Here is a 24,366-nt window from a genome sequence, read left to right as displayed (position 1 = left end):
GCTCCGGTTCCCGCCGCGCCCCGTCGTACCGTCGACCCTGTGGGCCCGGGTACTCCGGGAACTCCGGGTACGCCTCACCGAGGGCGGCGCGCGTGCTGCCCCTCCACCCGCCGTGCGTGGACAGGTCCGGCCCGCCCCGGTCCGCGGCGCCGACCAGCGTCCATGCGACGGCCGGCGCGTGCACCGTGCCCAGCGCGCGCCCCCCGCTTCGGCGCGGGGGCCCGGGAGGCGTGCGTCCCACCTCCGCTCGGCCGCGTCGAGACGGCCGAACGAGCCCAGCGCCATCGCCTCGAAGGCCGGATGGACCGCTACGTCCTGGAGGGCCTCACGAGCCAGGGCGGGTTCGGCCCGGGCCTCGGCCGGCTCCCCTCGCCGGCGCGCCGGTTCGGCCTGGCCGTGGGCGCGCCACAGCGCCCGCGCCTCCCGCAGGGTCCGCGCGGCGGTGGCGGTGTCACCGGCCGGCGAGGCGTGCCGGGCCGAGGCGAGCGGACCAGGTCCACGTCCTCGGGCCGGCCGCAGGCCGGTACCCCGCGGGATGCGACGCGACGTCCACGGCGGGCAGGGCCCGCCGCAGCCGTGAGCCAGGGCCTGCGGGGTGTCGGCCGTGCGGGCCGGGCTACTTGTCGGAGTAGCTGAAGTCCCCGACGGTCCAGGCGCTCACGTCCCTGACGGCGATCCGGTACATCCCGCCGGTCTCCGGGATCCCCAGGGTGCCCTGGAGGATGCGGGCGACGTGGAAGTGCAGGTGGGAGGGGGGCCCCGCCGCGGGCCGGTCCGGGCCTCCCTGTTCGGTGTCCCGGAAGATCCCGGCGAACGGGCCCAGTTGTTCGGAGTCCCGGAGGACCTCGGCCACGCGCTGGCGCCACACGCTCTCGGGGGCCAGCCGGCCGGTGACGACGGCGCCGTGCACGACGACGGTCAGGGACATCTGAGTGGTCTGCTCCGACTCGACCATGGAGGCGATGTCGAGGAGCAGGTCGTCAGGAATGGACATGGGCAGTGACTCTAGCAAGTGGTGCCGGGTGTCAGCCCGGAACGCGACGAGCCGGGGCCCGCACCCTGAAGGTGCGGACCCCGGCCCCTGTGCGCGTCGGCGTCAGGCGGGAACGATGTTCTCGGCCTGCGGGCCCTTCTGGCCCTGCGTGACGTCGAAGGTGACCTTCTGGCCTTCCTGAAGCTCACGGAAGCCGGAAGAGGCGATGTTCGAGTAGTGGGCGAACACGTCCGCGCCGCCACCCTCCTGCTCGATGAAGCCGAAGCCCTTTTCCGCGTTGAACCACTTCACGGTGCCAGATGCCATATGAATTCTCCTTCGGGGCATTGCCCGGAATCGCACCGTGCGATTCCGGAGTCGCTGAGATGTCGCCCCGGCCGGAAATGCACCGGCAAATAAAAAGTGCGCCCACCTGAAATCAGGTGAGAGCACTTGTAAGTTTTTTGGGAACCACAACTGCAACTGGGATCAGAGTAGCACGGGGGCAACCGGTCGGCGCGGGAACTTTCGCGCTCCGGATCCCGGCGCGTCATGAAATTTCTCGGCGCGGCACCGGTAATTCTGTCGCCGCGACGACAGATATGGACGTCGGAAAGTCGTACGAATGAGCCGTCCGTTGGCATGCGGGGGACGCCGGTCCGGTGGTGGTGCGGGCCGTCCCTTCGGCTGGACGGGTGGACGGCCTGCCCCGGTCGGCCGACGGGGGAGGCGCCGCTGCGCGGATCCAGTCAGGTATGCATATTTTGTCGGTTGCGCCCGAAAGATCCTGTGCGTCAGTCTCTGTCCCGTTGAGGAAGGCCCTTCCATGAAGCGATTCCCGGTGATCGGTGTGTTCTGCGTCAGCGCGGTGTTCGGTCTCTCCGCGTGCTCCGACGACAGCTCGCCCGCCGAGGAGGCCACCCAGGCCGCCGCCGATGTGTGCACCGACCTCGGCGCACTCAAGGCCGACAACGCGAAGCTGAGGGCCCTCGATCCGGCCGTAGCGACCAAGGACCAGGTCAAGGACGCGTACGAGGCCGTCCAGAAGGACTGGGACGGGGTCAAGGACAACCTGTCCAAGCTGAGGGAAGCGGAGCAGGCCGCGGTCAAGGCGGCGGCCGAGGACCTGAAGAAGGGGTACGAGGGTCTGCCGGGCGACACCACCGGCCAGGACGCGCTCACGAAGCTCCAGCCGCAGATCATGAAGCTGGACGAGACCACGGCCGCCGCGTCCACCGGCCTCAAGTGCTGACAGGCCCTGCCGCGGCCGGGGCTACGGAACCCTGGCCGCGGTCTTCGCCGCGCGCCCGGGCGGCAGCAGCTCGCTGACGACGAAGGCGACCACGGCCGCCAGGATCACCACGGGCATCATGGCGGAGCTGCCGAGGACCAGCGTCACGAGGACCACGCTGCTCACCGGCAGCCGCATCACGGCGGCGAGCGCCGCGGCCATGCCCGCCGCGAAGCCGGGTACGACACCCAGTCCCGGCAGGGGCGACAGGAGCACGCCGGCCGCCGCCCCGAGGAAGAGCGCCGGGAAGATGGGTCCGCCGCGCAGGCTGCCGAGGCAGAGCGTGTACGCGGCGCCCTTGAACAGCAGGACGGCGATCAGCGCCCCGATGCCCCAGGAGTGCGGGTCCGTCGCCAGCCCGCCGAGCGCGGCCTGCCCGGAGGAGGCGACCTCGACGGGGGTGCGGCCGGTGGTCAGCGCGTAGAGGGCGGCGCAGGCCGCGGCGCCGAGGGCGCACTGCACGGTGCGGGCCAGCGGCCTGCCGTGGACGTACGAGGCCACCGACCGCGCCCCGGCCAGGACGAAGTGCAGGACCACGGCGAGGGCCACGGCGATGACCAGTGCCCAGAGCACGTCCCCGACGTCCAGAGGGGGGTCGGGGAGGGCCGAACCCAGGGAGAGGTTGCCGGTCGGCAGGCCGGTCCAGTGTCCGAGGCCGGTGAACACCAGCGAGCCGATGCCGCTGGACAGCAGGGCGGGCAGCATGACGGCGAACAGCTGGGGTCCCCCCACGCCCGCCACCTCGATCAGCAGCACCGCGGCGATCAGCGGGTTGCCGAAGATGGCGGCGATGGCGGCCGCCGCCCCCGCCGCGCCGAGGAGGGCGGTGCTCTGCGCGGTCGCAGGCGCCTGCGCCAGGTCCCGGAACAGCAGGGCCAGGCCGCCGCCCAGCGCGATCAGCGGAGCCTCCGGACCCAGCACCGCGCCGAAGGGCAGGGCGGCCAGCGCCGCGACGATCACCCCGGGCAGGGCGGCCGGGGACGCGCCGCCGGTGTGGAGTCCGGCGGCGGGGACGTGCCCGCCCGCCCCGGGCAGGTGGGCGACGACCAGCCCCACGACGGTTCCGGCGACGAGCAGCAGCGGCAGCGGCCACCACCAGGGCGGTGCGTCCCAGCCCAGCGCCTCCGGGAGGTCCGCCCACAGGACGTGCTCCAGTTCGTGCAGCACGACGAGGAACCAGAAGGCGGCGAGGGAGACCGGGATGCCGATCAGCCCGCACAAGACGAGCACCTTGAGGTAGCCGGGCCCGCGGAGCACGTCCCGCAGGACGACCGCTTCCTGTGGCCCGGCCCCGCTGACGGGCGGGGGATCGGATCGAGGGCGCGGCTCCGTCATGGGCACCTCCCTTTCCTCACGATGTTCCACCCGGACGGGTGCCTTTGCCGCCGGGGCGGGCGGGGCGGAGGGGGCCGTTCACGGTTCGTCCTCCCCGGGCGGGGGAGGGGTGCCGCGCCTGCGCATCCCGACCCGGACCGCTCCGAAGAGGGCCTTGCCGATGAGGCCCACCACGATCAGGTCGGCGGCCATCTGCACGGTGGCCAGCGCCCGGCCCGTCTGCGTGAGGGGCACGATGTCCCCGAATCCGACGGTCGCGAACACCGTGACGGTGAAGTACAGCGCGTCGGTCCGGTCGAGGGGCTCGGAGAAGGTCTGCGGAACCGCCTCGGCCAGCAGGAAGTACGTCGCGGCGAACAGCACCAGGAACAGCGGGACGGCGGTGGCCAGTGCCTCGACGGCACGCAGCCTCGGATACTCCGCCCGGGTGATGGCCAGGGCCTGGAGGGCGACCGCCGCGCCGAAGACCAGCAGGCCGAGCAGGAGCAGGACGACCGTGAGGACGCCGAACCCGCCGTCCAGCGGGGCGAGGTAGAAGAGCGCGGTCAGCAGGACGACCGAGGCGGTCGAGCGGAGCAGGCATCCCACGACCGCGGCCCGGCGGCCGCGGGCCGCCGGGCCGGCCGGGGCTCCCCGTCCGGGTGCTGTGGGATCCATGGCTTCAGAAGAAGGCGGCGGGCCGCATTGCGCGACCGGAGACCCGGTTTCCGGGCCGCGGCGGGCGCCGGCTCGGAATGCGTACCCCTTGCACCGGCGGTATGAAGGAAGGACCGCCGTCATGATCGGAGCCGGGCATGGACGATTACCCCCTTCTCAACCTCTTCTGGACGATGTTGTGGCTCTTCCTGTGGATCATGTGGTTCTTCCTGCTCTTCAAAGTCGTCACGGACGTCTTCCGCGACCACGAACTCGGAGGCTGGGGGAAGGCGGGCTGGCTCGTTCTCGTCCTCCTGCTGCCGTACCTGGGCGTGCTCGTGTACCTCATCGTGCGCGGCAAGAGCATGGGCCTGCGGGAGGCGAAACAGGCCAAGGAGCACGAGGCGGCCTTCAAGGCGTACGTCCAGCAGGCGGCCGGGGGCGGCGGCGGTTCGGCGGACGAGCTGCACAAACTCTCCGCCCTGAAGGACAAGGGTGATATCACCCAGGAGGAATTCGACCGGGCCAAGGCCAAAATCCTGGCCTGAATTCCCGACCCGGGAGCCGCGGGCCCCGTCCTGTCCGGGCGGGGCCCGTTCCGGTGCCGCGGCGGCCGGGCGCAGGATCCCGTACGGACGCATACTGGGCCATATGAGGCCTGATCGTACGGTGTTGGTCTGCGTCGCCGCCCTTCTGGCCACGGTCTTCCCGGCCGGGGCGGCCACCGCCGTTCCGTCCGCTGCCGTTCCGTCCGCCGCCGTTCCCGCCGGGCCGGCGGGAACGTACGCAGCCCCGCAGGACTGCGTCAGTTCGCCGGTGCCGGCCCCGGCGGCGGATCAGGGGGCGGCCGGACAGGTGCTCGCCGTCGCCCGGCAGGCCCAGCGCGAACTCGGTCTGAACGCCGTGGTCCTGCGCGTCGAGTCCGGTGGGGAGCAGGTCCTCACCGCCGCACTCGGCACGTCGGTGACGGGCGTCCCGGCCCGGCCCGACATGCACTTCCGGTCGGGATCGGTGGCCATCGCGTACATGACGACCGTGCTGCTCCAACTCGTCGACGAGGGGCGGGCGGAGCTGGACGACCCCGTCGCGCGCTGGCTGCCGGACCTTCCGCACGGGTCCGAGATCACCCTGCGCATGCTCGGCAGCTCCACCTCCGGCCTGCGCGACTACGTCACGGACCCGAAGTTCCTCGCCGAGCTCGAAGCGGCCCCCTTCCGCCAGTGGACTCCGGAGCAGGTCACCGGGATGGTCACGGGCCGCCCGCTGCTGTACGAGCCGGGCACCAACTGGAGTTACTCGCACGCCAACTTCCAGTTCCTCGGAGCGGCCCTGGAGAAGATCAGCGGCCGCCCCCTGGGCGAGCTGCTCACCGAACGGGTCATGGGCCCGCTCGGACTGGACCAGACCCGCAACGGCGTCACCCCGGAGATCCCCGTGCCCGCGCTGCACTCCTTCACCTCCGAGCGCGGCCCGTACGAGGAGTCCACCTACTGGAACCCGTCGTGGACCACCGCGCCCGGCGCCGTGCAGACCACCGACATCTGCGACCTGGCCCGCTCCGCGCGGGCCATCGGCACCGGGGAACTGCTCTCCCCCGAGGCGTTCAGGACGCAGCTCGACCCGGGCACCGTCGGACTGGGGACCCCCACGGACGACTGCCCCGCCGCCGTCTGCCTGAAGAACACCGAGGCCCGGCACTTCGGGCTGGGCGTCCTCGTCGTCGACGGCTGGATCCTGCAGAACCCGTCCTTCTCCGGCTACGCGGCCCTGCAGGCCTACCTGCCGGAGCGGCAGCTCTCCCTCGCGGTCACCACGACGGCGGGTCCCGGGAGCCCCGAGGGCAACACGGCCCAGACGGTGGCGGAACGCATCAGCGCGGTCCTCGCCCCCGGGAACGTGCTGAAGATGAAGTGACCCGTCCCGGAGCGGGTGTCAGGCGCCGGCCGGACCCGCGGCGGTGGCCGGGTCGAGGGAGTCGACGTCCTCCATGAAGCCCAGCATCCGGGCGTTGACCAGGTCCGGGTGGTCGATCTGCGGTCCGTGCCCGGTCGCGGCGACGATCTCGGCACGGGCCCCGGGGATCACCCGCGGGATGCGCTCCAACTGCCGCCGGGGGTGCACGAGAAGACTGCGCTTCCCCATGATCAGGTAGAACGGCGTCCGGATCGAGCCCAGTTCGGCGTCCGACAGCGGCAGCGGGGCGGGGCGTCGGATCCGGAAGGCCTTGACGCCCGCCTGGATCCAGGCGCGCAGCTCCGGGACGACGATCACCGGCTGTTCCAGCCACTTGGCGAGGCGGGGACGCCACGCCTTGGGGGCGTAGGTGGCGAAGAGGCTGGCGAAGATCCAGACGAAGAAGCGCAGGCCCACCTTCTCCAAGCCGCCCGGGTCGAGGGCGGTGACGGAGGCGAGCCGGCCGGGGCGCAGGTGCACCTGGTTGATGACGAGCCAGCCGCCGTAGGAGGAGCCGACGAGGTGGACGCGGTCGAGGCCGAGGGCGTCGAGCACCTCGTCCATCCACCGGGCGGCGCGCTCGGGCTGCCACATGGGTGCGCGATGGACGCTGCGGCCGGGGTCACCGGGGGTGTCGAGGGCGTAGACGGGGCGGTCGGCGCTGAGTGCGGGGGTGTTGGGGTACCACTGTGCGGAGCAGCCGCCCGAGCCGTGGATCAGGACGATCGGCGTACGGGACTCCGCGGCGGGGTCCGCGGGCCCGTACCGGTAGACGTGCGTGGTGCCGAAGCTGGTCTCGACGTCCGTCTCGGAGCGGGCGGGCGCACCCATGGCGTAGAGCGCGTCGCAGGCGGCGAAGTAGCGGTCGCGCAGGGTGTCGCTGACGTAGTGGCCGATGTCGCGGCGCACACGGGGCGTGGTCTCGGGCACGGGGCACCTCCGGGAAGATCCGTCTTCGTGATACGACCGTACCATGATGTTGATACGGCGGTACCATGAAAGGGTCCGGGGCAGGCCGGACCGTGAATCCACCACCGACGGGCGGAGACCCGCTTCATGCCCAAGCGCGTTGACCACGAGGAACGGCGCGTCCAGATCGCCGAGGCGCTCATCCGTGTCGCCGGGCGGCGCGGACTGCACGCGGTGGGGATGCGGGACGTGGCGGCCGAGGCGGGCGTGTCGCTCCGGCTCGTCCAGTACTACTTCCAGACCAAGGAGAAGCTGCTCTTCTACGGGCTCCAGCACCTCACCGCCCGCTTCACCGCACGGGTGGGCGCCCGCCTCGCGGCCGCCGGACCGGACCCGGGCCCCCGGGCGACCGTCGAGGCCCTGCTGCTGGCCTCACTGCCGACCGACGAGGAGAGCCGTACCTTCCATCTGCTCTACAGCTCGTACGCGATCCTGTCCGTGACGGACGGGGCGCTCGCCGCCCAGCCCTTCGTCGAGAACCCCGACGCCGCCGAGGACGCCCTGACCGGCCTGTTCGTGCAGGCTCAGGAGTCCGGCCTGGCCGACCCGCGGGCCGAGGCGCGCACGGAGGCGATCAGCCTGCTCGCGATGGCGGCGACCCTGGGGACCAGCATCCTGGTCGGCCAGCGGAGTCCGGAGTCGGCCGTCGCGGTGCTCCGCCACCACCTGGACCGCATCTTCACCCCGCCGTCCTGACGGGGGCGCCCGGCCGGCGGAGGGTGTCCGGCGCCGCGCGTGCGGGTCAGGGGGAGGGGTCGGGCGGTGTGGAGGAGGCCCGGCGGTATGCGGCGTTGAGGCGCTGGGCCTCTTCGAGCTGGTCCTCGAGGATGACGATGCGGCAGGCGGCCTCGACCTGCATGCCCTGGTCGACGAGTTCCCGGGCGCGCGCCGCGATGCGCAGCTGGTAGCGGGAGTAGCGGCGGTGGCCGCCCTCCGAGCGGAGCGGGGTGATCAGACGCGCCTCGCCGATGGCACGGAGGAATCCGGGGGTGGTGCCGAGCAGCTCTGCAGCCCGGCCCATCGTGTAGGCGGGGTAGTCGTCGTCGTCCAGTCGGCCGCCGAGGGCGTCATCCGCTGTCATCTGCACCTCTTCCTGGGGCCCTGATGGAATTCAACACCATCGTCCCGCCCCGGTGCGGCGCCGACCTCCCCTTTGCGCCCCCGGCTCCCCGGGACCCCGTGTGCACCACGCACGGGGAGGGCCCCACCGGCACGTGCCGGTGGGGCCCTCCCTGCTGTTCTTCCGCGGCTGCCGCGCAGCCGGACCTGTTGCTCAGACGGACACGGGGGTGCCCAGCATCGCGGACGCCCGCTGGAGCGGGTCGAGGACGCGGGCGGGTGCGGGGGCCTCGGGCAGGCCGCGCAGCGTGAAGCCGAGCTGGGCCATCGCCCGGACGACCTCGCCGACGCTGAAGTCGCGCCGGTCCTGGCGGGTGATGACCTGCCCGACCTGCTTGACGGGGTAGAGGCGGCGGCCGATGATCACCGACTCGCCCACGACGGGTTCGGGCTTGACGCCCTTCATCGATTCCAGCACGCCGGACTTGGTGAGGTCGAACGGGAAGCGGGCGATGACACAGCGCATGGCACCTCACAGGGAGAGGGGGAGGGGAGCCGGACCGGGGGAGGTGGTCCGGCGGGCCGTCGACGGCGCGGGGAGGGCAGGGGAGCCGGGAGGACGCCGGGCGACGGGAGGACGCGACGCGTCACCGGGGCCGGGAGGCCGCCGGGACGCACCGGGCCCGGGGCCGTTCTAGGCCGCGGCGTCGAAGGTCGACTGCGGCCGGCCGGTGCGGCGCGGGGCCTGCGACGGGCGCCGCCGGCCGCGGGAGGCGGCGCTGCGCTTGGGACGCTCGCTCACCGGCGCCGTGATGACGACCGGGACGCCGGAGGGGGTGCGGGCGCCGGTGATGCGCTGGAGGTCGGCCTCGCCGGAGCGGACCTGGGTGGTCAGGGGGGTGATGCCGGCGGTGGCCATGAGGCGGGTCATGTCGCGCCGCTGGTTGGGGGTGACCAGGGTGACGACGCTGCCGGACTCGCCGGCCCGCGCGGTACGTCCGCCGCGGTGCAGGTAGTCCTTGTGGTCGGTGGGCGGGTCCACGTTGACCACGAGGTCCAGGTTGTCGACGTGGATGCCCCGGGCGGCGACGTTGGTGGCGACCAGCACGGTCACGTGACCGGTCTTGAACTGGGCGAGGGTGCGGGTGCGCTGCGGCTGGGACTTGCCGCCGTGCAGGGCGGCGGCCCGTACGCCGCTGTTCAGCAGGTCCTGGGTCAGCCGGTCGACGGCGTGCTTGGTGTCCAGGAACATGATCACGCGGCCGTCGCGGGCGGCGATCTCCGTCGTCGTGGCGTGCTTGTCGGCGCCCTGGACGTGCAGGACGTGGTGTTCCATCGTGGTCACCGCGCCGGCCGAGGGGTCGACGGAGTGGACGACGGGATCGCTGAGGTAGCGGCGCACGAGCAGGTCGACGTTGCGGTCGAGGGTCGCGGAGAACAGCATGCGCTGCCCGCCCGGACGCACCTGGTCGAGCAGGGCCGTGACCTGGGGCATGAACCCCATGTCGGCCATCTGGTCGGCCTCGTCCAGGACGGTGATGTCCACCTGGTCGAGGCGGCAGTCGCCGCGCTCGATGAGGTCGGCGAGGCGCCCGGGGGTCGCGACGACCACTTCGGCGCCACCGCGGAGCGCGCCGGCCTGCTTGCCGATCGACATCCCTCCCACGACCGTGGCCAGCCGCAGCTTCACGGAGCGGGCGTACGGGGTGAGGGCGTCGGTGACCTGCTGCGCGAGTTCGCGGGTGGGGACGAGCACCAGGGCCAGCGGCTGGCGGGGCTCGGCGCGCCGGCCGGCGGTACGGGCCAGCAGGGCGAGGCCGAAGGCGAGGGTCTTGCCGGACCCGGTGCGCCCGCGACCGAGCACGTCACGGCCCGCGAGGGTGTTCGGCAGGGTCGCGGCCTGGATCGGGAACGGGACGCTCATGCCTTCCGCGCCGAGCGCCGCGAGGAGCTGGCCGGGCATGTCCAGATCGGCGAACGCCTCGGTCGGGGGCAGCGCGGGGGTGACCGTCACGGGCAGGGCGAACTCGCCCTGGACGGAGGAGGGCCGGCGGCCGTAGCCACCGGAGCGGGACTGCCCGCCCGACCGCGGCTGACCGCCCGAGCGGCCGGAGGCCGGGGAGGCATAGCGGTTTCCGCGCCCCGAGGCGGCGGAATAGCTGCCGCCGGCGCGGGGGGAGCGGTTGTTCGTGCGTGTGCGGTTCATGCGGAACCTTCCTCGATGCGGCGCATATCAAGGAATTCCCGCAGCAATGAGCGGCACGGAGAATTGCGAGAATGGGCCGAATGGAATGCAAGAGCGAAACTGGCCGGCGTAAGCAGATGCGGGCACAGGTGGTGTGACGGGTGACACGCTGCGGATGTGTATCCGGGTGTCGGGCGGGATGCGGCCGACAGGCCGCAGAATCCTCGGTCCGTCCCGCAGGTGGACCCACTGCGGGGGAAATGCGTGCAACTGAGGCCCGCACCCCGAGGGATGCGGGCCCCAGCTACGAAGTACGCGTCAGCGTCAGGCGGGAACGATGTTCTCGGCCGTCGGGCCCTTCTGGCCCTGCGCGATGTCGAAGGTGACCTTCTGGCCTTCCTGGAGCTCGCGGAAGCCGGAGGCGGCGATGTTCGAGTAGTGGGCGAACACGTCAGCGCCGCCACCGTCCTGCTCGATGAAGCCGAAGCCCTTTTCTGCGTTGAACCACTTCACGGTACCAGCAGCCATGTTTTTCTCCTTTGGGGCAGTAGACCGTGATCCGCACCGTGCGGACCTCGGGTCGCCGCGATGATTGCCCCGCCGGAAATATGACCGGAAATTCACAAGCCCTCTCAGTGGCGTGAGCCGACTGGGTGCCTGAAGTTTTGGGAACCACAACTGCAACTGAGATCGACAGTAGCACGCCATGACGCCGGGAGTGCGTGCAACATTTCCATCCTCTTCGACACCATAAAAACCCTCAGTGCGCGGCCCGTTAAATTCTCACCCCGCTGGCACAGATATCCGGTCAGCCCGTGAGTGTCGCGTCCGCCGGCCGGCGGGACGTTCTGGATCGAGGAGCTGACCGACGGGTGCGCCCGGCTCACGGGCGTAGCCGGGCCCGGGGAGGGGGCGGGGCGCGGGGAGGGACCGGTCGTCGGCGGCGGGCAGGGACGTCCCCGCCGGTCCGGGCGGGGCGAACAGCCGCTCCCGGAACTGCTGGGCCAGGGGACGGCCGCCCGCCTTCTCGGCGACGAGGCCCAGGAGCACGTCATCGGTGTTGCTGTACTCGTAGGACGCGTCCGGCGCGAAGTCGGGCGGCTGCCGGAAGGCGAGCGCCGGCATCTCCTGTGGGGCCCGGACCTTCCCGGCTCGGCGTCCATGCTCGCCGCGAGCTCGCGGGAGTCGGTGCAGTCGTAGAGCCCGCTGCGCATCTTCAGCAGGTCGGCGACGGTGATGCGGTCGCCGTCGGGCACTCCGCAGACGTACGCGGACGCCGGGTCGTCCAGCCGGACCCTGCCGTCCTGGGCGAGGAGCATGATCAGCGCCGAGGTCATGGTCTTGGTGTTGGAGGCGATCCGGAAGTGGTCGGCGGTGGTGGGCGGTTTCCTGGTGTCCAGTTCGGTCGTGCCGGCGACCGCCCGGAAGGTCCCCTGCGGGGTGCGGAGCAGGACGGCGCCCCCGGCGATCAGCAGGGCGGCGCACGGGGCGAGCAGTGCGGCGCGGCGGGCGGCGCGCGATGCCGCGGAACGGCCGTCCCCGTGGTGCGCCCGGTGCGGGGCGCCGTCAGTGGGTGCCTTCCCCCTGCCGGCCTCACGGCCCTCGTGATCGGCGGCCCGGCGTCGCGGCCAGGGGTGCAGCGGCGGCACCGAGCCCGTAAAAGATGACAAGCCAGCCCATTTCACCTCTCCACCCCTCCCGTGCCCCGGCTGGTGAAGCCTCGGCAACGGTCGCGAGCGGGTGTCCGGGGCGGGTGAGCCGGCGGCCGGTCCGACGGTGCGGGGAGCACGTGTGCGGCGGGGCGCGGCAATGGCGCGAAAGTGTTGTCCGAAAGTCAGAAGCATGGCCGTGGAACGATCACCGCACTATCATCCGATTTTGCTTGGGCTTGACCAGAAGCCCAGGTGAAAGCGATGCGGGGGAATCACATGCATCACGACCGATTGGTTCGGCTCGGAGTAGAAGAAAGGCCGGAACAGGCGTACAGAGGCCTGTTGCGCTGCACACGCGCCACGCCCCACACCCTGGCGGTTCATCTCGGTGGCGACGACACCGAGGCCGTGGAATCCGTGTTGAAGACACTCGTAGCCATGGGCATGGCCACCGTCGACGGGACCGAGGTCTACCGGCCGGTCGCCCCGAGCACGGTGGTCGCCCGGCTCGTGGAGCGGCGGCTCAAGGCCCTCCACGAGGAAATGCGGTATGTCTCGGAGACCCGGGACCTGCTCGAATCCCTGCTGCGCGAGCAGGAATTCGAGAACAAGGGCCTGTACCCCGACTCCCAGGCCGAGGCGCCGCTCATCGAACGGCTCGAAGGGGTGGGCAAGGTCCGGGAGAAACTCGACGAGTTGTCGTTCTTCTGCCGGACCGAACTGCTCTCCACCCAGCCGGGCGGGCCGATGACGAAGGACAACATCACTGCCGCCCGGCCGCTCACCGAGCAGTTGCTGCGGCGCGGGGTCGCGATGCGCACCATCGTGGAGAGCGGCGCCGTCGCCGACCTGGCCACCGCCGCCTACCTGCAGGAACTCACCACCAAGGGGGTCAGGGTCCGGGTCGTGGAGCGGACCGCCGAACGGCTGCTGATCTTCGACCGGCAGACCGCGCTGGCACCCATCGACCCGAACGACTCGACGCAGGGAGCGGTGGCCGTCCGCGAGCCGGGGCTGGTCGGCGGCATGATCTCGCTCTTCGACCGGATCTGGGCCGAGAGCCGCGAGCTGGACGAGGTCGTCGGCAGCCCCGTGGAGGGGGAGGGCGCCGGGGGCGGGCTGTCCGAACTGGAACGGCAGATCCTGGCCACCATGCAGATGGTCGACAAGGACGAGATCGGCGCCCGCGAGGTCGGCGTCTCCGTCCGCACCTACCGCAAGTACGTGGCCGCGCTCATGGGCCGGCTGGAAGCGGCCAACCGCTTCCAGGCGGCGCTGCTGGCCCGCGACCGCGGCTGGATCTGACGGCAGCGGGATCCGGCGACGGCGGAACGCCGACGACGGCCGGATCCCGCGAGGCCGGGGACGCCCGGGTGCCGCGTCAGCGGCCCGGGCTGTCCTCGGGGTCGAGCAGCCACTCCCACCCGGCCAGCCCCGGGTCCTGCCACAGCTTCCGCAGCTCAGCGGTGACCGTGGCGGCGGCCGTCGCCTCCGGCAGGACGACGGCCAGCGAGAAGCCCACCGCGAAGAACTGCACCGTGCCGCGCCATCCCGGCGGCAGCAGGGACGCCACCCGCACCGCCGTGGTCTCCGGCGCCCCGGGCCGCGCGCGGCCGGGCGCGGGCGCCGCCCCCGGGGACGGCATCACCAGGACGCGCAGGAAGGTCAGCGCACCGGCGTCCCGCGGTGCGGACTCGTGAGGGCTGTCCGTCATGCCGCCCGACCGCCCGTCAGTTCCCTCGCCACCGCGTCCGTGCTCCCCGCGTCCGTGCTCCCCGCGTCCGTCCGTACGGCCAGGGCCGTCAGCGGCCGCTCCGCGAACATCCGTACGGCGGCACCGGAGACGTCGGCGAGCGGCGCCTCGCGCAGCGCCCGGGGCAGGCGCATGAGCCAGGTCGCGTCGTGCCCGTAGGCGGCGGTCTGGCACAGCATGTCCGCGAGCGTCTCCTGCGTGTCGAACACACTCAGCACCTGGCCCGCGCAGAAGACCCGCGTGGCGTCCGCCTCGGCCGCCGTGAACGGCTCGCCCGCCAGCCGGCGCACCCGCTCGCGCAACTCCCGTACGGTGTCGGGCCGGTGGGGCCCGGCGTACCAGGCCCGCAGGTAGGCGCGGTGTCCCGCCGCGGCCGTGTCGCGGCCGGTGATCACCGTCAGTCCGGGGGTACGGCCGACCGCGAGCCGGGACCCGAACCAGCCGCCCAGCGCGGCCGTTGCCAGGTAGTCCGCGGCCTCGGTCGCGGTGCTCATCGCCGCGGGCGCGCACAGGGTCACGTGCGCCTCGGCGGCACCCGGCCGGTGCAGGGTCAGCAAGATGTCCTCTCCGTACGCGTTTGCGGTCCCCGGCGCCGCCCCCTCGGCCGTGCCGGCGTCGGCGGCGCTCCACCCGGCGAGGGTACGGGTCACCCACTCGGCCGTGGCGTCCGGGTCTCCGGGACCCGTCACGACGACCACGGCGCCCGCGGGTCCGGGCAGCGCGGCAGCGCCCCCGGCCGCCGGGAGCAGCCGCAGCCGCAGCGCGGCGTCGGCGGTCCGCTGGAGCGCGGTCGAGGCCGGGGCGGGGAACGCCGCCTCCGCAGGCCCGTCCGGCCCGCCGGTTCCGCCGGTACCCGCGGCCAGGACCGTCCCGACGACCGTCCGCAGCCAGTCACCGGCCCGCTCGGCCGGTGCGTGACCGGTCACTTCCAGCCACTGGTCGTCCGTGGTCACCTGGACCGCGCCGAAGTGGCCCGTGGCCCGCCAGGCCGCGCCCGCGCGCAGCTGGGCCTCGTACGCCAGCCGCCGGACCGGGCCCGGGGCCCGCCAGCCGCGCGGGCCGAGCGGCGCCTTGATCCGCAGCTCGGCCAGCGGCGTCCGGTCGTCCCGGTAGCAGACCACGCGGGTGCCCGCCGGGGTGAGGGACTCGGCCCACGCGGGTACGACCGGTTCGCCCGCGGCGCGGGAGGACCGGACCGGGGCGGCGGCCGGGGCCTCGTACGGCGCCGGGCGCGTGCGCTCCGGGCCCGGGGTCAGCACCAGCACGGCCCGCGCCGCCCCGCGCAGTGCCCGCGCGGCCCCGGCCACCTCGGCGGCCCCGACGCCGGCCAGCAGGCCGGGCAGCTCGGCGAGGAGTCCGGGGCGGCCGAACAGCAGCTCCAGCCGGCCCAGCGCGCGGGCTCGGGTCTGGAGGTCGTCGTGCCGGCGCACGTGGTCCAGCGCCAGGTCGCGGACGGCGGCGCGGACCGCTTCGCCGTGGCCCGGCGCGCCCGGCTCCGCCCAGTGGGCCAGCCCCGCCTCGACCCGTTCCACGAACCGCTCGGGCGCGGCGTCCGGCGCAAGCAGACCGGTGACCACCAGGGTCTCGGGGGCCAGGGCGTCGAGCGGGCCGAAGAAGCCGCAGCTCGTCTCGACGGGACCGCCGCCCTGCGGACCGGTGGCGCGCAGCAGCCGGGCCAGCACGGTGTGGGCGAGGTACCCGGCCAGGTCGGATGCGGGGTCCGGCAGCCGGTAGCCGAGCGCCACGGCGGTCGCGGGTACGCCCGGCTCGGTGCCGTACGCCCACCGGTCGGCCTCGGGCGCCTCCTCGCGCAGGTCCGGGCGGGCGGGCACGGGCCGTCCCGGGATGTCCCCGAAGTGCCGTTCGACCAGCGCCCGGGCCTCGGCCGGGTCGAACCCGCCGACGAGCGTCAGCACGGCGTTGCCGGGCGCGTAGTGCTCGGCGAAGAAGGCGCGGCAGTCGGCGACGGTGGCCTCGCGCAGCCGCTCCGCGTCCCCGTACCCGTCGTGCGCGTTGGCGTACGAGCGGTAGAGCACGGCGGGCATCAGCGGCCAGGGGAAGCCGCCGTACGGGCGCTCCACCGTCGTCCCGTGTATCTCCAGGGCGACGCCCTCCAGCTGTTCCGCGAGGGCCTCCTCGGTGAACAGCGGCGCCCGCATCCGGTCGGCTTCCGCGAACAGCGCCCCGTCGAGGGCGGAGGCGGGCACGGCCTGGTAGTAGTCCGTGTAGTCCTGGTGCGTGGTGCCGTTCGCGGTGCCGCCGAGCCGGTGGATCCGGTCGTAGAACTCGCCGCCGGTCAGCTGCTCGCTGCCCTGGAACATGAGGTGCTCGAAGAGGTGCGCGAAGCCTTCGCGGCCGGGGGGTTCGGACCGGAACCCGACCCCGTAGTGCACCGCCACCGCCACCCGGGGGTGGCGGTGGTCGGGGGCGAGCAGCACCCGGAGCCCGTTGGGCAGGGTGAACCGGTGCATCAGTGGTCTCCTGGTGCGGTGGGACCGCCGAGTCCGGTGAGGTAGCCGAGGAAGCCGGCGAAGCGTTCGACGGTCTCCGGCTGCCAGCCGACGTAGGCGGTGTAGTCGTGCAGGTGCAGGGCGATGCGCAGGGCCGCCAGCCGCGGCCGCAGCGGGCCGAGGGGACGCCCGTACCCCTCCTCGACGGCGTCGACGAGGCGCTGCCAGGCCTCGCTGTCGCCGCCGAGCTGCCAGGCGAGCTCGGTGAGTTCGCCGACGGCCCAGCCGACGTCGGAGTACCAGGGGGCGAGGCAGACGTCCTCGCCGGTCAGCAGCTCGACGGGGCCGCCGCCGGGGTCGGCGACGAGCGAGCCGAGGCCGGGCGCGCCGTGGGAGACGACGCCGGCGGAGTCGGCGGCGAGTGCGGCGGTCCAGTCGCGCAGCCGGTGCCAGCGCTCGGCGCCGAGCCGCTCGCGCACCACGGACGCGGCCTGTGCGGCCCAGACCTCCGGCGCCCGGCCGGCGAGCCACGCGTCGAGCCGGTCCCAGCCGCGCGAGGCGGTACGCAGGGCCGGCGCGCCGGCCGGGACCGGGGCGGTGTGCAGCGCGGCGAGGGCGCGGCCGAGGGCGTGCAGGGCCGGGCGCAGGCCGGGGTGCGGGCCGTGCCGCAGCAGGTGGCCCGCCACGGACTCGTCCCCGGACAGGCCCCGGTAGGCGCGCGCGCCGCCGGGCAGTTCCTCCCCGTGCACCAGGCGCACGCCCGGGGTCCGGGGGATCTCGGAGACGGTGGCCGGGAGCGGGTGGAAGGCGGCGGGCGCGAGGGGGCCGGGCTCCCGGACCCACAGGCCGCCGTGGACGGTCGTGCGCAGCAGCCCGGTCCCGAAGCGGACAGGGCCGGCGGCGACGGCCTCGGTGGCGGCGGCGGTGGTGGTGGCGGCGGTGGTGGCGGTCACAGGGTGCTCCCGGGCGGCGGGAGGGGCGAGGCCGCTGCGGCGGCCGCGGCGGCCGCCAGTTCCCTGCGGCGCTGCTCGACCATCGCGAGGGCGTCCGGCAGCGGCGCGGGCGCCCAGGCGTCCTCGCGGCCCGTGGTCATGGAGAGCCCGGGACGCGGCGGCAGCACGGCCACGTTGGGCCGGGCGGCCAGGGCCGCGTGGTGGGCGCGGTAGGCGGCGCTGTGCAGTCCGCCCGGCGGCAGCGCGGGCAGCAGCACCACCGGGGCGGTGGTGCACTGCGCGGCCAGCAGCGCGGGGCTGTCGGCCAGCCCGAGGGCCAGGCGCGCCAGGAAGTGCAGGGTGGCGGGGGCGACGACCACGGCCTCGGCCCACTCGGTCCACAGCACGTGCCGCGCGTGCACCTCGTCCTCGGCCCACCGGTCCGGCAGCACCTCGGCACCGCTGTGCCCGGCGAGCGTGACCCGGCTGACGAACCGTTCGGCGCTCGCGGTCACCCCGATCCGCAGCTCCAGGGCGGGGTAGGTGCTGCGCAGCCAGCCGAGCCAGTACGGCAGTTCGGCGGCGGCGACGGCCCCGGTCACCACGAGCAGCAGCCGCGAGATGCCGAGCGGGGGTGCCGGTACGGCGGCCACGGAGGCTGCAGCGGGGGCGGACGAAGCGGACGGTGCCGACGGGGCGGACAGTACGGACGGTGCGGACGGTGCGGGCTGAGCCACCGGACCAGCCGTCGGTGCAGCTGCCGGAGCAGCGACCGGAGCAGCCGTCGGAACGGCCGGAACGGCCGCCGGGGCCGGCGCGACGGCGGTCGCGACGGCCGGCGTGCCGGCGCTCACCGGGTCAGCTCCGGCAGCATCGCCCGCAGGTCGGCCAGCGCAGAGGGCAGGCCCTCCACCTGGCACACGCCGGTCAGGTTCAGGGCGATCTCGTCGACGCCCACCGCCGCGTACTCCACGAGCCGGTCCCGGACCTCGCTGATGTCGCCGTGGACGAACGCGCCGCCCTCGATGACGTTCTTCGCGACGGCCGTGGGGTCGGGCTGGTCCACGTCGATGCCCGAGCGGCGCAGCATGTCCTGGTAGTGCGGCATCGACAGGTGCCCCGTGTTGCCCGCCAGGACCAGCTTCGCCGGGTCCCGGCCGGGCGCGGTCAGCGCCACCGGCACCATCGCCACCAGGCGCGGCATCGGCCGGCCCGCGGCCTCCGCGCCCGCCCGCAGCTCGGGGACGATGACGTCCCGCAGGTACTTCGGCGGGGTCAGCCACGTGATGGCCACGTCCGCCACCTCACCGGCCAGCCGGGCCATCTTCGGCCGCAGCACCCCGGCGCCGAGCTCGACGCGCGGCCCCGGCAGCGACGGCAGCCCGATGCGGCAGTCGAAGTACTCGCCCCGCAGCTCGACCTCGCGGTCGGCCAGCAGGCCGCCCATGATGGTGAAGTACTCGCGGACCGCGCCCAGCTGGCTGCGGTAGGGGGCGCCCAGCACGTTCTTCTGGAGGATCGCCGCGCCCGGCCCGATGCCCGCGACCACCGGGTGGCCGGTGGTCACCGCGAGCGACTTGGCCTGGAGCGCGGCCTCGATCGGGTGCCGGAAGGGCATCAGCGTGACCGCCGTGCCCACCGGGATCCGGAATCCGGAGGCCGCCGCGTACGTGAAGGTCTGGTACGGCTCGGACATCAGGGCCTGGCCCTGCCACAGCCGGTCCGCGGCGCCGGAGGCGACCAGCGCGGCCAGCGGGAGCGCCTGCTCGTGCCGCGTCGGCATGAACGGCATCATGATCGAGTACTTGGTCATGCCGGGACTTCCTTCGTGGACGGGGCGGCCGGGGCGACGGCACCACTGAGCAACTGGGCGCTGACCAGTTCGAGGTAGGCGGGGCTGGAGTCGAGCAGTTCGTCGTGCGTGCCCTCGGCGATGACCCGGCCGCGGTCCATGACGACGACCTTCGCGGCGTGCCGGACGGTGGACAGGCGGTGGGCGACCACCAGGACCGCCCGGTCCTCGGCGAGGGTGTCGACGATCTGCCGCAGCCGCTGCTCGTTGACGCTGTCGAGCTGCGAGGACGGCTCGTCGAGGAGGAGCAGCCTGCTGTCCGCGAGCACCGCACGGGCCAGGGCGACCCGCTGGCGCTGACCGCCGGAGAGGTCGTGGGCCCCGCCGAGCACGGTGTCCAGGCCGTCGGGCAGGGCCCGTACGGGGGCGTCGAGGCCGACCGCGGCCAGCGCCGCGTACAGCTCCTCGTCGGTCGGCACCGCGGCCAGGCCCAGGCTCAGGTTGGCCCGTACGGTGTCACCGAGCAGGGTGAACGCCTGGTCGACGAAGGCGATCCGGCCGCGCAGTTCGGTCAGCGGCAGGCTCGTGGCCTCCTCGCCGAACAGGTGCACACGGCCCGACTGCGGTTCCATGAAGCGTTCGATGAGGGCCAGCGCGGTGGACTTGCCGGCGCCGGACAGACCGACGACTGCCGTCAGGCCCCGGGCGGGCACCTCGAAGTCCACGCCGCGCAGGACGGGTTCGTCGCCGTAGCCGAAGGTCACGTCCTCGAAGCGGACGGCGGGGGCCGGACCGGGGGTGTTCCGGCCGCCCGCCGTCCCCGCCGGCTCCGCCGTGCCGGGAGACAGGTCCTCCACCGGCAGGGCGAAGACGTCGTTGAACCGCTGCCGGGAGGTGAGCCCGGCCTGGATCTGCGCGGCACCCGAGGCCGCCATGATCAGGGGAGCGGTCAGCTGGAGCAGGTAGAGCAGGAAGGCGACGAAGTCGGGGAGGGCGAGGTCGCCGGAGACGAGCCGGGCACCGCCGCCGAGCAGTACGGTCAGCAGGGCGATCTGCTGGCCCAGGTTGATGACGGGGACGACCAGCGACTCCATGCGCGCCGCGTCCACGCCGAGCTTCTCCAGCCGCCGCGCGTGACCGTCGAGGGTCCGCCCCACGCGCTCCTCCGCCCGGTACGCCTTGATGACGACGAGGGCGTCGAGCGCGGTGATGAACTGGTGGGTCAGCGTGCCGATGTCGTCCTGCATGTTCTGGTACGTGCGCCGCAGGCCGCGGATCACGACGGCGACGATGACCAGGGCGAACACGAACCCGGCCAGGGTGATCAGCAGCAGCACCCAGTCCAGGAGGCCCATGATGACGATGGTGCCGAGGAGGGTGATCGCGGCCATCGGCAGCTGGATCGGCCCGATGTTGATGGCGCCCTTGAGCTGCATGGCGTCGGCGGTCAGCCGGGTGGCGAGGTCGCCGCTGCCCAGCGCCTTGGCGTCGGACAGGCGCATGGCGAGGCCGCGCCGCATCGTGGTGATGCGCAGCCGGCGTACGAGCTGCTCGCCGAGGCGGGACAGCAGGAACGCGGCGAGCGCGCCCGCCAGGGCGGCGCCCAGGCCCGTGCCGATCATCATCAGGGCGGGCCGGGTGAGGCCCTGGCCCTGCTGCACCTGCTGGACCAGCTCGGCGACGACCAGCGGCAGCGCGAGGGTGGCGGCGGCGGAGACCGCCGCGAGCAGGGCGACCGCGGCCATCTGGAGCCGGTTGCCCGGCCGGAACAGCTCGCGCAGGATGCGCAGTTCGCCGTCCCAGGAGTCGGCGGCGCGGTCGGCGGCGGCTCGGGCCGCGGCCTCGGCCGCATCGGTCTCGGTGGTGCCGGTCATGACATTCCCCCCAGTCGGGCGTTGCGCAGGGCGGCCCGCGCCTTGACGATGCCGCCGTGCTGGAGCAGGCCGCCTATGTAGATCCGGCCGCCGACGCGCAGCAGCGCGGCGATCGCACCCAGCAGCAGGACCGCGGCCAGGGCGATCTCCCACCACGGCACGTTCTCGCTCGCCATCCGGACCGGCATCACGGCCGAGGACAGACCCGGCACCAGGGAGAACACCCGGGTGAGGGTGTCGCTGATCCCGGTGAAGGGCGCCAGCGCGGCCATCAGGCTCAGGGTCTGGAGCATGCTGACCGGGCCGGCCGCGTGCTGGAGGTCCTCGGCCCGGGAGGCCAGGGCCCCCGCCACGGCCCACAGGGCGGCGAAGCCCAGGAAGCCGGGGACGAACCAGAGCACCACGGACACGCTGGTGCCGATCGCGTCGGACGGCGCGTCCACCAGGTCGGCGGCGACGGCGACCGTGACGCCGCCTGCTGCCATGGCGCTGATCTGCACGAACGCCACGAGCCCGATGCCGAGCACCTTGCCCGCCAGCAGCTGCCAGGCGTGCACCTTGGCCAGCAGCACCTCCACGATGCGGCTGGACTTCTCCTCCAGGACGCCCTGGGCGATGCCCTGGCCGAACATGAAGGTCAGGAAGAACAGGGCCATCACGCCGATGGCGGCGGTCATGGTCCGCTGGGTCGTGCGGTCCGCGTCCGGGTCGAGCGCGGACACGGTCAGCGGCTGTACGGCCAGGGCCTTCGCGATGGCCGGGTCGGACAGTCCGTCGTCCCGCAGCCGGTCGGTGGTCTGCGCCGTGCGGTGGGCCTCGTACAGCGGGCCGGCCAGCGGTTCCGGGAGCTTCTCGCGGACCAGGACCCGGCCCACGCCGACCAGCGCGGCGTCGGCCTTCTCGTCCCGTACGGCGGCCTCGGCCGCCGCCTCGTCCTCGTAGGAGACGACCTCCACGCCGCCCGCGCCACCGTCGCCGGATGCCCCGGCGGTCTGCGCGCGCAGCGCTTCGGTCAGGTCCCGCTGTTCGCCGACGACGGCGAGGACCGGACGGTCCGCCGCGCCGGTGAACACCTTCTGCAGCCCGAGGGCCCCGCAGAACACCAGGATCATCATGACCAGGGAGGCCCACAGTTCCTTGCGCTGGAACTGCGTGACGATCTCGCGCCAGGCGACGAGCCCGACCAGGGTGAGCGGCCCGTGCGGGGTGGCCGGCGCGGGGCGGGGGCCCCGGGTGCCGGTGCCGGCCGCGCTCGTCGTGTTCTTCGTGTGCGTGCTGCTCTCGGTGGTCTGCATCGCCGTCTCGTTCTCGGTGCTCCGGTTCATGCCGTCACCGCCTCGCGGAAGATCTCGGTCAGGGACGGCTCGCGCCAGGCGAAGTGCACGATGTCCCCGTGGGCCTGGGCGGCCGAGAGGATCTCCCGTACGGAGACCTGCTCCTCGACGTCCAGCGTGTAGCGGTCGTGCCGCGCCTCGACGACGCGGGCGCCCGCAACGGCCGACGCCCACCCGGCCGGAGCGCCTTCCAGGGCGATCTCCAGGCGACGGGTGGTGCTGCCGCGCAGTTCCTCCACCGTCCCCTCGGCGACCAGGGCACCGTCGCGGACGATGCCCACCCGGTCGCACAGCCGCTCCACCAGGTCGAGCTGGTGGCTGGAGAAGACGACGGGGACGCCGTCGCGGGTGAACTCCGTGAGCGCCTGTGCCATGGCGTCGGAGGCGACCGGGTCGAGGCCGGAGAACGGCTCGTCCAGGATCAGCACCCCCGGGCGGTGGATCAGCGCCGCGATCAGCTGGACCTTCTGCTGGTTGCCCAGCGACAGCTTGTCCAGCACGTCCTTGGGGCCCATCTTGACCCCGAGACGCTCGATCCACTCGTCGGCGTGGGCCTTGGCCTCGCGGGCTCCCATGCCGCTGAGGCGGGCGAAGTAGACGAGCTGGTCGCGGGGGCGCATCTTCCCGTACAGGCCCCGCTCCTCGGGCATGTAGCCGATGAGCCGGCGGCTGGTGCTGTCGACCGGGCGGCCCTCGAAGCGGACCTCGCCGGTGTCGGCGGCCAGCATGCCGAGCGCGATGCGCATGGCGGTGGTCTTGCCGGCGCCGTTGGCGCCGCAGAAGCCGTACAGCTCACCGGGGCGGACCTGGAAGGACAGTCCGCGCAGGACCTGCTTGTCGCCGAACGCCTTGGTGAGCGCGTCGAACTCAAGCACCGGCCACCTCCAGGACGCGGTCCCCGGCGACGGCCGGGGAGAACTCGACGACGGAGCGGACCTGGGTGACCGGCCCCTGCCAGGTCGGGGTGAGGCCGGCCCGGCCGGCCAGGTCCTTGACGGCCTCGACGGTGCGGGCGGGGACGGGGACGGTGGCGGCGACGCGCAGTGCGGCGTCGGCGGCGGCCAGGCCCGTGCCCATCTCGGGCAGGTTGATCTCGGCGAGGAGGACCCGCCCGCCGGGGCCGGCGGCCTCGGCGACGCGGCGCAGGATGGCCACGGACTTCTCGTCGCTCCAGTCGGCCAGGATCCCCGACAGCAGGTAGACGTCGTGGCCCGTGGGCAGTTCCTCGAAGAAGCTGGCGGCGACGGCGGTGCCGCGGTCGGCCAGGCCCGCCTCCTCGATGCGGCGGGCGGCGATCCCCGCGACGTTGGGCAGGTCGATGACGGTGCCCCGCAGGTGCGGGTGGGCCCGCAGCAGCTCGATGAGCAGGGTGCCGTTGTTGCCGCCGACGTCGGCGACGCTGCGGACCGTGGACCAGTCGTACGCCCGGATGACGGTGTCGGCGTCCCAGCCCGCCTCGGTCGGTCCCTCGGCCTCCAGGGCTCTGACGTAGACCGGGTCGGTGTTGATCTCGTCCCAGTAGTCGCGGCCGAAGACGGCGGCGTGGGAGGCCTCGCCGGTGCGCACGGTGTGCAGCAGGCCGACCAGTCCGAGGGTGACCCGGCCGAACAGGCCCTCCATGCTGAGGTACTGGGCCAGGCTCGGCTCGTTGCTGCGCAGCAGGGGGCGGGAGAGGTCGGTGAGGGCGTGGACGCCGTCGGCGTCGACCGTGAACAGCCCCAGCTCCACGAGGTAGCGCAGGAGTTTCGCGAAGACCTCGGGGTGCGCGCCGGCCCGTTCGGCCAGCGTCGCGGCGGTGCCGCCTCCTTCGGCCACCAGGTCGGCGATGCCGAGGGTGGCGGCCACGCGGACGGCGTTGGGCTTGAGGAGGTCGGCCATGTCGAGGAGGGTCTGGGTGTGCGCGCTGTTGTCGGTCATTCGCCTGGGCTTCCCGTTGTGGAGGTGAGGGGAGTCGATGGGCACGGGGCCCGGAAGTGGGGCGGGCCCGGTGCCCGGAAAGTCAGGTGCGGGCGTGGGCGCCGGGGGCCGGGACGCGGGGTCCCGGACGGGACGGCAGGTCCCGGGTCGCGGGGCCGTGACGGCCCCGGGGGGCGGCGGGTGCCCGGTGATGGGCACCCGCCGCGGGCTGTTTAGCCCGGCCCGTTGGTGGTGACGTAGCTGAGCGCGAAGCTCGCGACG

The 24,366-nt window shown here is 73.6% G+C and carries 24 protein-coding genes and 1 pseudogene; 5 read left to right on the top strand and 20 right to left on the bottom strand.

What is annotated here, in order from left to right; all coding sequences use genetic code 11:
- Positions 1 to 616 precede the first annotated feature (616 nt).
- A complete protein-coding gene (locus ACFWUZ_RS27785) occupies positions 617 to 994 on the bottom strand; it encodes a hypothetical protein (RefSeq protein WP_384378491.1) in 378 nt (125 codons plus the stop codon).
- Positions 995 to 1,096: 102 nt separating this feature from the next.
- Positions 1,097 to 1,300, bottom strand: a complete 204-nt coding sequence (locus tag ACFWUZ_RS27780; protein WP_030011983.1) for a cold-shock protein — start codon at positions 1,298 to 1,300, stop codon at positions 1,097 to 1,099.
- Between the two features lie 499 nt (positions 1,301 to 1,799).
- On the opposite strand from ACFWUZ_RS27780, the gene ACFWUZ_RS27775 reads away from it, so the two are divergent.
- A complete protein-coding gene (locus tag ACFWUZ_RS27775) occupies positions 1,800 to 2,225 on the top strand; it encodes a hypothetical protein (RefSeq protein ID WP_384378488.1) in 426 nt (141 codons plus the stop codon).
- Between the two features lie 21 nt (positions 2,226 to 2,246).
- Here ACFWUZ_RS27775 and ACFWUZ_RS27770 read toward each other — a convergent pair whose 3' ends face one another.
- A complete protein-coding gene (locus ACFWUZ_RS27770; protein WP_384378485.1) occupies positions 2,247 to 3,599 on the bottom strand; it encodes a chloride channel protein in 1,353 nt (450 codons plus the stop codon).
- 78 nt (positions 3,600 to 3,677) lie between these two features.
- Entirely contained in the window at positions 3,678 to 4,256 is a 579-nt protein-coding gene (locus ACFWUZ_RS27765) for a potassium channel family protein (RefSeq protein WP_384378481.1), read from the bottom strand.
- A gap of 137 nt (positions 4,257 to 4,393) precedes the next feature.
- On the opposite strand from ACFWUZ_RS27765, the gene ACFWUZ_RS27760 reads away from it, so the two are divergent.
- Together ACFWUZ_RS27760 and ACFWUZ_RS27755 are read left to right on the top strand one after the other, a co-directional pair.
- A complete protein-coding gene (locus ACFWUZ_RS27760; protein WP_384378478.1) occupies positions 4,394 to 4,783 on the top strand; it encodes an SHOCT domain-containing protein in 390 nt (129 codons plus the stop codon).
- A 103-nt stretch (positions 4,784 to 4,886) separates the two neighbouring features.
- Positions 4,887 to 6,149 carry a serine hydrolase domain-containing protein gene (locus ACFWUZ_RS27755; RefSeq protein ID WP_384378475.1) on the top strand — a complete coding sequence of 421 codons (1,263 nt, stop codon included), beginning with the start codon at positions 4,887 to 4,889 and terminating at the stop codon, positions 6,147 to 6,149.
- Positions 6,150 to 6,167: 18 nt separating this feature from the next.
- On the opposite strand, the gene ACFWUZ_RS27750 is transcribed toward ACFWUZ_RS27755, so the two are convergent.
- Entirely contained in the window at positions 6,168 to 7,118 is a 951-nt protein-coding gene (locus ACFWUZ_RS27750; RefSeq protein WP_384378472.1) for an alpha/beta fold hydrolase, read from the bottom strand.
- Between the two features lie 126 nt (positions 7,119 to 7,244).
- Between ACFWUZ_RS27750 and ACFWUZ_RS27745 the strand changes: the two genes are divergently transcribed.
- Complete coding sequence (locus ACFWUZ_RS27745) at positions 7,245 to 7,853, top strand: TetR/AcrR family transcriptional regulator (RefSeq protein ID WP_384378469.1); 609 nt, start codon at positions 7,245 to 7,247, stop codon at positions 7,851 to 7,853.
- A gap of 46 nt (positions 7,854 to 7,899) precedes the next feature.
- Here the strand turns inward: ACFWUZ_RS27745 and ACFWUZ_RS27740 are convergent, their stop codons facing one another.
- The 6 genes and pseudogenes from ACFWUZ_RS27740 to ACFWUZ_RS27715 all read right to left on the bottom strand — a co-directional run.
- On the bottom strand, positions 7,900 to 8,238 hold the full coding sequence (locus ACFWUZ_RS27740) for a MerR family transcriptional regulator (RefSeq protein WP_384378466.1): 339 nt from the start codon (positions 8,236 to 8,238) through the stop codon (positions 7,900 to 7,902).
- A 192-nt stretch (positions 8,239 to 8,430) separates the two neighbouring features.
- Positions 8,431 to 8,742 carry an SCO5918 family protein gene (locus ACFWUZ_RS27735; protein ID WP_384378463.1) on the bottom strand — a complete coding sequence of 104 codons (312 nt, stop codon included), beginning with the start codon at positions 8,740 to 8,742 and terminating at the stop codon, positions 8,431 to 8,433.
- A gap of 168 nt (positions 8,743 to 8,910) precedes the next feature.
- The gene (locus tag ACFWUZ_RS27730) at positions 8,911 to 10,422 is read right to left on the bottom strand and encodes a DEAD/DEAH box helicase (protein ID WP_384378456.1); all 1,512 of its coding nucleotides are present in this window, start codon (positions 10,420 to 10,422) and stop codon (positions 8,911 to 8,913) included.
- 303 nt (positions 10,423 to 10,725) lie between these two features.
- Complete coding sequence (locus tag ACFWUZ_RS27725) at positions 10,726 to 10,929, bottom strand: cold-shock protein (protein ID WP_384378453.1); 204 nt, start codon at positions 10,927 to 10,929, stop codon at positions 10,726 to 10,728.
- 255 nt (positions 10,930 to 11,184) lie between these two features.
- Complete coding sequence (locus ACFWUZ_RS27720; protein ID WP_384378451.1) at positions 11,185 to 11,526, bottom strand: serine hydrolase; 342 nt, start codon at positions 11,524 to 11,526, stop codon at positions 11,185 to 11,187.
- A gap of 95 nt (positions 11,527 to 11,621) precedes the next feature.
- Positions 11,622 to 12,245: pseudogene (locus ACFWUZ_RS27715) on the bottom strand (serine hydrolase); the annotation flags it as partial.
- 228 nt (positions 12,246 to 12,473) lie between these two features.
- On the opposite strand from ACFWUZ_RS27715, the gene ACFWUZ_RS27710 reads away from it, so the two are divergent.
- Positions 12,474 to 13,358: a helix-turn-helix transcriptional regulator gene (locus ACFWUZ_RS27710; protein ID WP_384378448.1), complete on the top strand. Its 885-nt coding sequence runs from the start codon at positions 12,474 to 12,476 to the stop codon at positions 13,356 to 13,358.
- 76 nt (positions 13,359 to 13,434) lie between these two features.
- Here the strand turns inward: ACFWUZ_RS27710 and ACFWUZ_RS27705 are convergent, their stop codons facing one another.
- The 9 genes from ACFWUZ_RS27705 to ACFWUZ_RS27665 all read right to left on the bottom strand — a co-directional run bounded on the left by ACFWUZ_RS27705 (position 13,435) and on the right by ACFWUZ_RS27665 (position 24,105).
- On the bottom strand, positions 13,435 to 13,767 hold the full coding sequence (locus ACFWUZ_RS27705; protein ID WP_384378445.1) for a hypothetical protein: 333 nt from the start codon (positions 13,765 to 13,767) through the stop codon (positions 13,435 to 13,437).
- Positions 13,764 to 16,277, bottom strand: coding sequence for an insulinase family protein (locus ACFWUZ_RS27700; protein WP_384378442.1), 2,514 nt, complete (start codon positions 16,275 to 16,277; stop codon positions 13,764 to 13,766). The genes ACFWUZ_RS27705 and ACFWUZ_RS27700 overlap by 4 nt, the downstream gene beginning before the upstream one ends.
- Positions 16,277 to 17,209: a hypothetical protein gene (locus tag ACFWUZ_RS27695; RefSeq protein WP_384378439.1), complete on the bottom strand. Its 933-nt coding sequence runs from the start codon at positions 17,207 to 17,209 to the stop codon at positions 16,277 to 16,279. The genes ACFWUZ_RS27700 and ACFWUZ_RS27695 overlap by 1 nt, the downstream gene beginning before the upstream one ends.
- Positions 17,206 to 17,841, bottom strand: coding sequence for a flavoprotein (locus tag ACFWUZ_RS27690; RefSeq protein WP_384378436.1), 636 nt, complete (start codon positions 17,839 to 17,841; stop codon positions 17,206 to 17,208). Before ACFWUZ_RS27690 ends, ACFWUZ_RS27695 begins: the two co-directional genes overlap by 4 nt.
- A 197-nt stretch (positions 17,842 to 18,038) precedes the next feature.
- A complete protein-coding gene (locus ACFWUZ_RS27685) occupies positions 18,039 to 19,001 on the bottom strand; it encodes an LLM class flavin-dependent oxidoreductase (protein ID WP_384378433.1) in 963 nt (320 codons plus the stop codon).
- Complete coding sequence (locus ACFWUZ_RS27680; protein ID WP_384378430.1) at positions 18,998 to 20,854, bottom strand: ABC transporter ATP-binding protein; 1,857 nt, start codon at positions 20,852 to 20,854, stop codon at positions 18,998 to 19,000. The genes ACFWUZ_RS27685 and ACFWUZ_RS27680 overlap by 4 nt, the downstream gene beginning before the upstream one ends.
- Positions 20,851 to 22,179, bottom strand: coding sequence for an ABC transporter permease (locus ACFWUZ_RS27675; RefSeq protein ID WP_384378427.1), 1,329 nt, complete (start codon positions 22,177 to 22,179; stop codon positions 20,851 to 20,853). The genes ACFWUZ_RS27680 and ACFWUZ_RS27675 overlap by 4 nt, the downstream gene beginning before the upstream one ends.
- Positions 22,176 to 23,063, bottom strand: coding sequence for an ABC transporter ATP-binding protein (locus tag ACFWUZ_RS27670; protein WP_384378424.1), 888 nt, complete (start codon positions 23,061 to 23,063; stop codon positions 22,176 to 22,178). The genes ACFWUZ_RS27675 and ACFWUZ_RS27670 overlap by 4 nt, the downstream gene beginning before the upstream one ends.
- Positions 23,056 to 24,105: a methyltransferase gene (locus ACFWUZ_RS27665; RefSeq protein WP_384378421.1), complete on the bottom strand. Its 1,050-nt coding sequence runs from the start codon at positions 24,103 to 24,105 to the stop codon at positions 23,056 to 23,058. The genes ACFWUZ_RS27670 and ACFWUZ_RS27665 overlap by 8 nt, the downstream gene beginning before the upstream one ends.
- Positions 24,106 to 24,366: the final 261 nt, after the last annotated feature.

The organism is Streptomyces sp. NPDC058646 (assembly GCF_042716875.1).
GTDB lineage: Bacteria > Actinomycetota > Actinomycetes > Streptomycetales > Streptomycetaceae > Streptomyces.
The sequence above is the reverse complement of the archived record's forward strand: the minus strand, read 5'-3'. Positions and strand labels throughout refer to the sequence as shown.

Coding starts and splice junctions, on each gene's coding strand:
- ACFWUZ_RS27785 (WP_384378491.1), bottom strand. CDS start 994: ATGTCCATTCCTGACGACCTGCTCCTCGACATCGCCTCCATGGTCGAG.
- ACFWUZ_RS27665 (WP_384378421.1), bottom strand. CDS start 24,105: ATGACCGACAACAGCGCGCACACCCAGACCCTCCTCGACATGGCCGAC.
- ACFWUZ_RS27780 (WP_030011983.1), bottom strand. CDS start 1,300: ATGGCATCTGGCACCGTGAAGTGGTTCAACGCGGAAAAGGGCTTCGGC.
- ACFWUZ_RS27720 (WP_384378451.1), bottom strand. CDS start 11,526: ATGCCGGCGCTCGCCTTCCGGCAGCCGCCCGACTTCGCGCCGGACGCG.
- ACFWUZ_RS27765 (WP_384378481.1), bottom strand. CDS start 4,256: ATGGATCCCACAGCACCCGGACGGGGAGCCCCGGCCGGCCCGGCGGCC.
- ACFWUZ_RS27735 (WP_384378463.1), bottom strand. CDS start 8,742: ATGCGCTGTGTCATCGCCCGCTTCCCGTTCGACCTCACCAAGTCCGGC.
- ACFWUZ_RS27755 (WP_384378475.1), top strand. CDS start 4,887: ATGAGGCCTGATCGTACGGTGTTGGTCTGCGTCGCCGCCCTTCTGGCC.
- ACFWUZ_RS27685 (WP_384378433.1), bottom strand. CDS start 19,001: ATGACCAAGTACTCGATCATGATGCCGTTCATGCCGACGCGGCACGAG.
- ACFWUZ_RS27760 (WP_384378478.1), top strand. CDS start 4,394: ATGGACGATTACCCCCTTCTCAACCTCTTCTGGACGATGTTGTGGCTC.
- ACFWUZ_RS27770 (WP_384378485.1), bottom strand. CDS start 3,599: ATGACGGAGCCGCGCCCTCGATCCGATCCCCCGCCCGTCAGCGGGGCC.
- ACFWUZ_RS27725 (WP_384378453.1), bottom strand. CDS start 10,929: ATGGCTGCTGGTACCGTGAAGTGGTTCAACGCAGAAAAGGGCTTCGGC.
- ACFWUZ_RS27775 (WP_384378488.1), top strand. CDS start 1,800: ATGAAGCGATTCCCGGTGATCGGTGTGTTCTGCGTCAGCGCGGTGTTC.
- ACFWUZ_RS27740 (WP_384378466.1), bottom strand. CDS start 8,238: ATGACAGCGGATGACGCCCTCGGCGGCCGACTGGACGACGACGACTAC.
- ACFWUZ_RS27680 (WP_384378430.1), bottom strand. CDS start 20,854: ATGACCGGCACCACCGAGACCGATGCGGCCGAGGCCGCGGCCCGAGCC.
- ACFWUZ_RS27745 (WP_384378469.1), top strand. CDS start 7,245: ATGCCCAAGCGCGTTGACCACGAGGAACGGCGCGTCCAGATCGCCGAG.
- ACFWUZ_RS27705 (WP_384378445.1), bottom strand. CDS start 13,767: ATGACGGACAGCCCTCACGAGTCCGCACCGCGGGACGCCGGTGCGCTG.
- ACFWUZ_RS27730 (WP_384378456.1), bottom strand. CDS start 10,422: ATGAACCGCACACGCACGAACAACCGCTCCCCCCGCGCCGGCGGCAGC.
- ACFWUZ_RS27675 (WP_384378427.1), bottom strand. CDS start 22,179: ATGAACCGGAGCACCGAGAACGAGACGGCGATGCAGACCACCGAGAGC.
- ACFWUZ_RS27700 (WP_384378442.1), bottom strand. CDS start 16,277: ATGCACCGGTTCACCCTGCCCAACGGGCTCCGGGTGCTGCTCGCCCCC.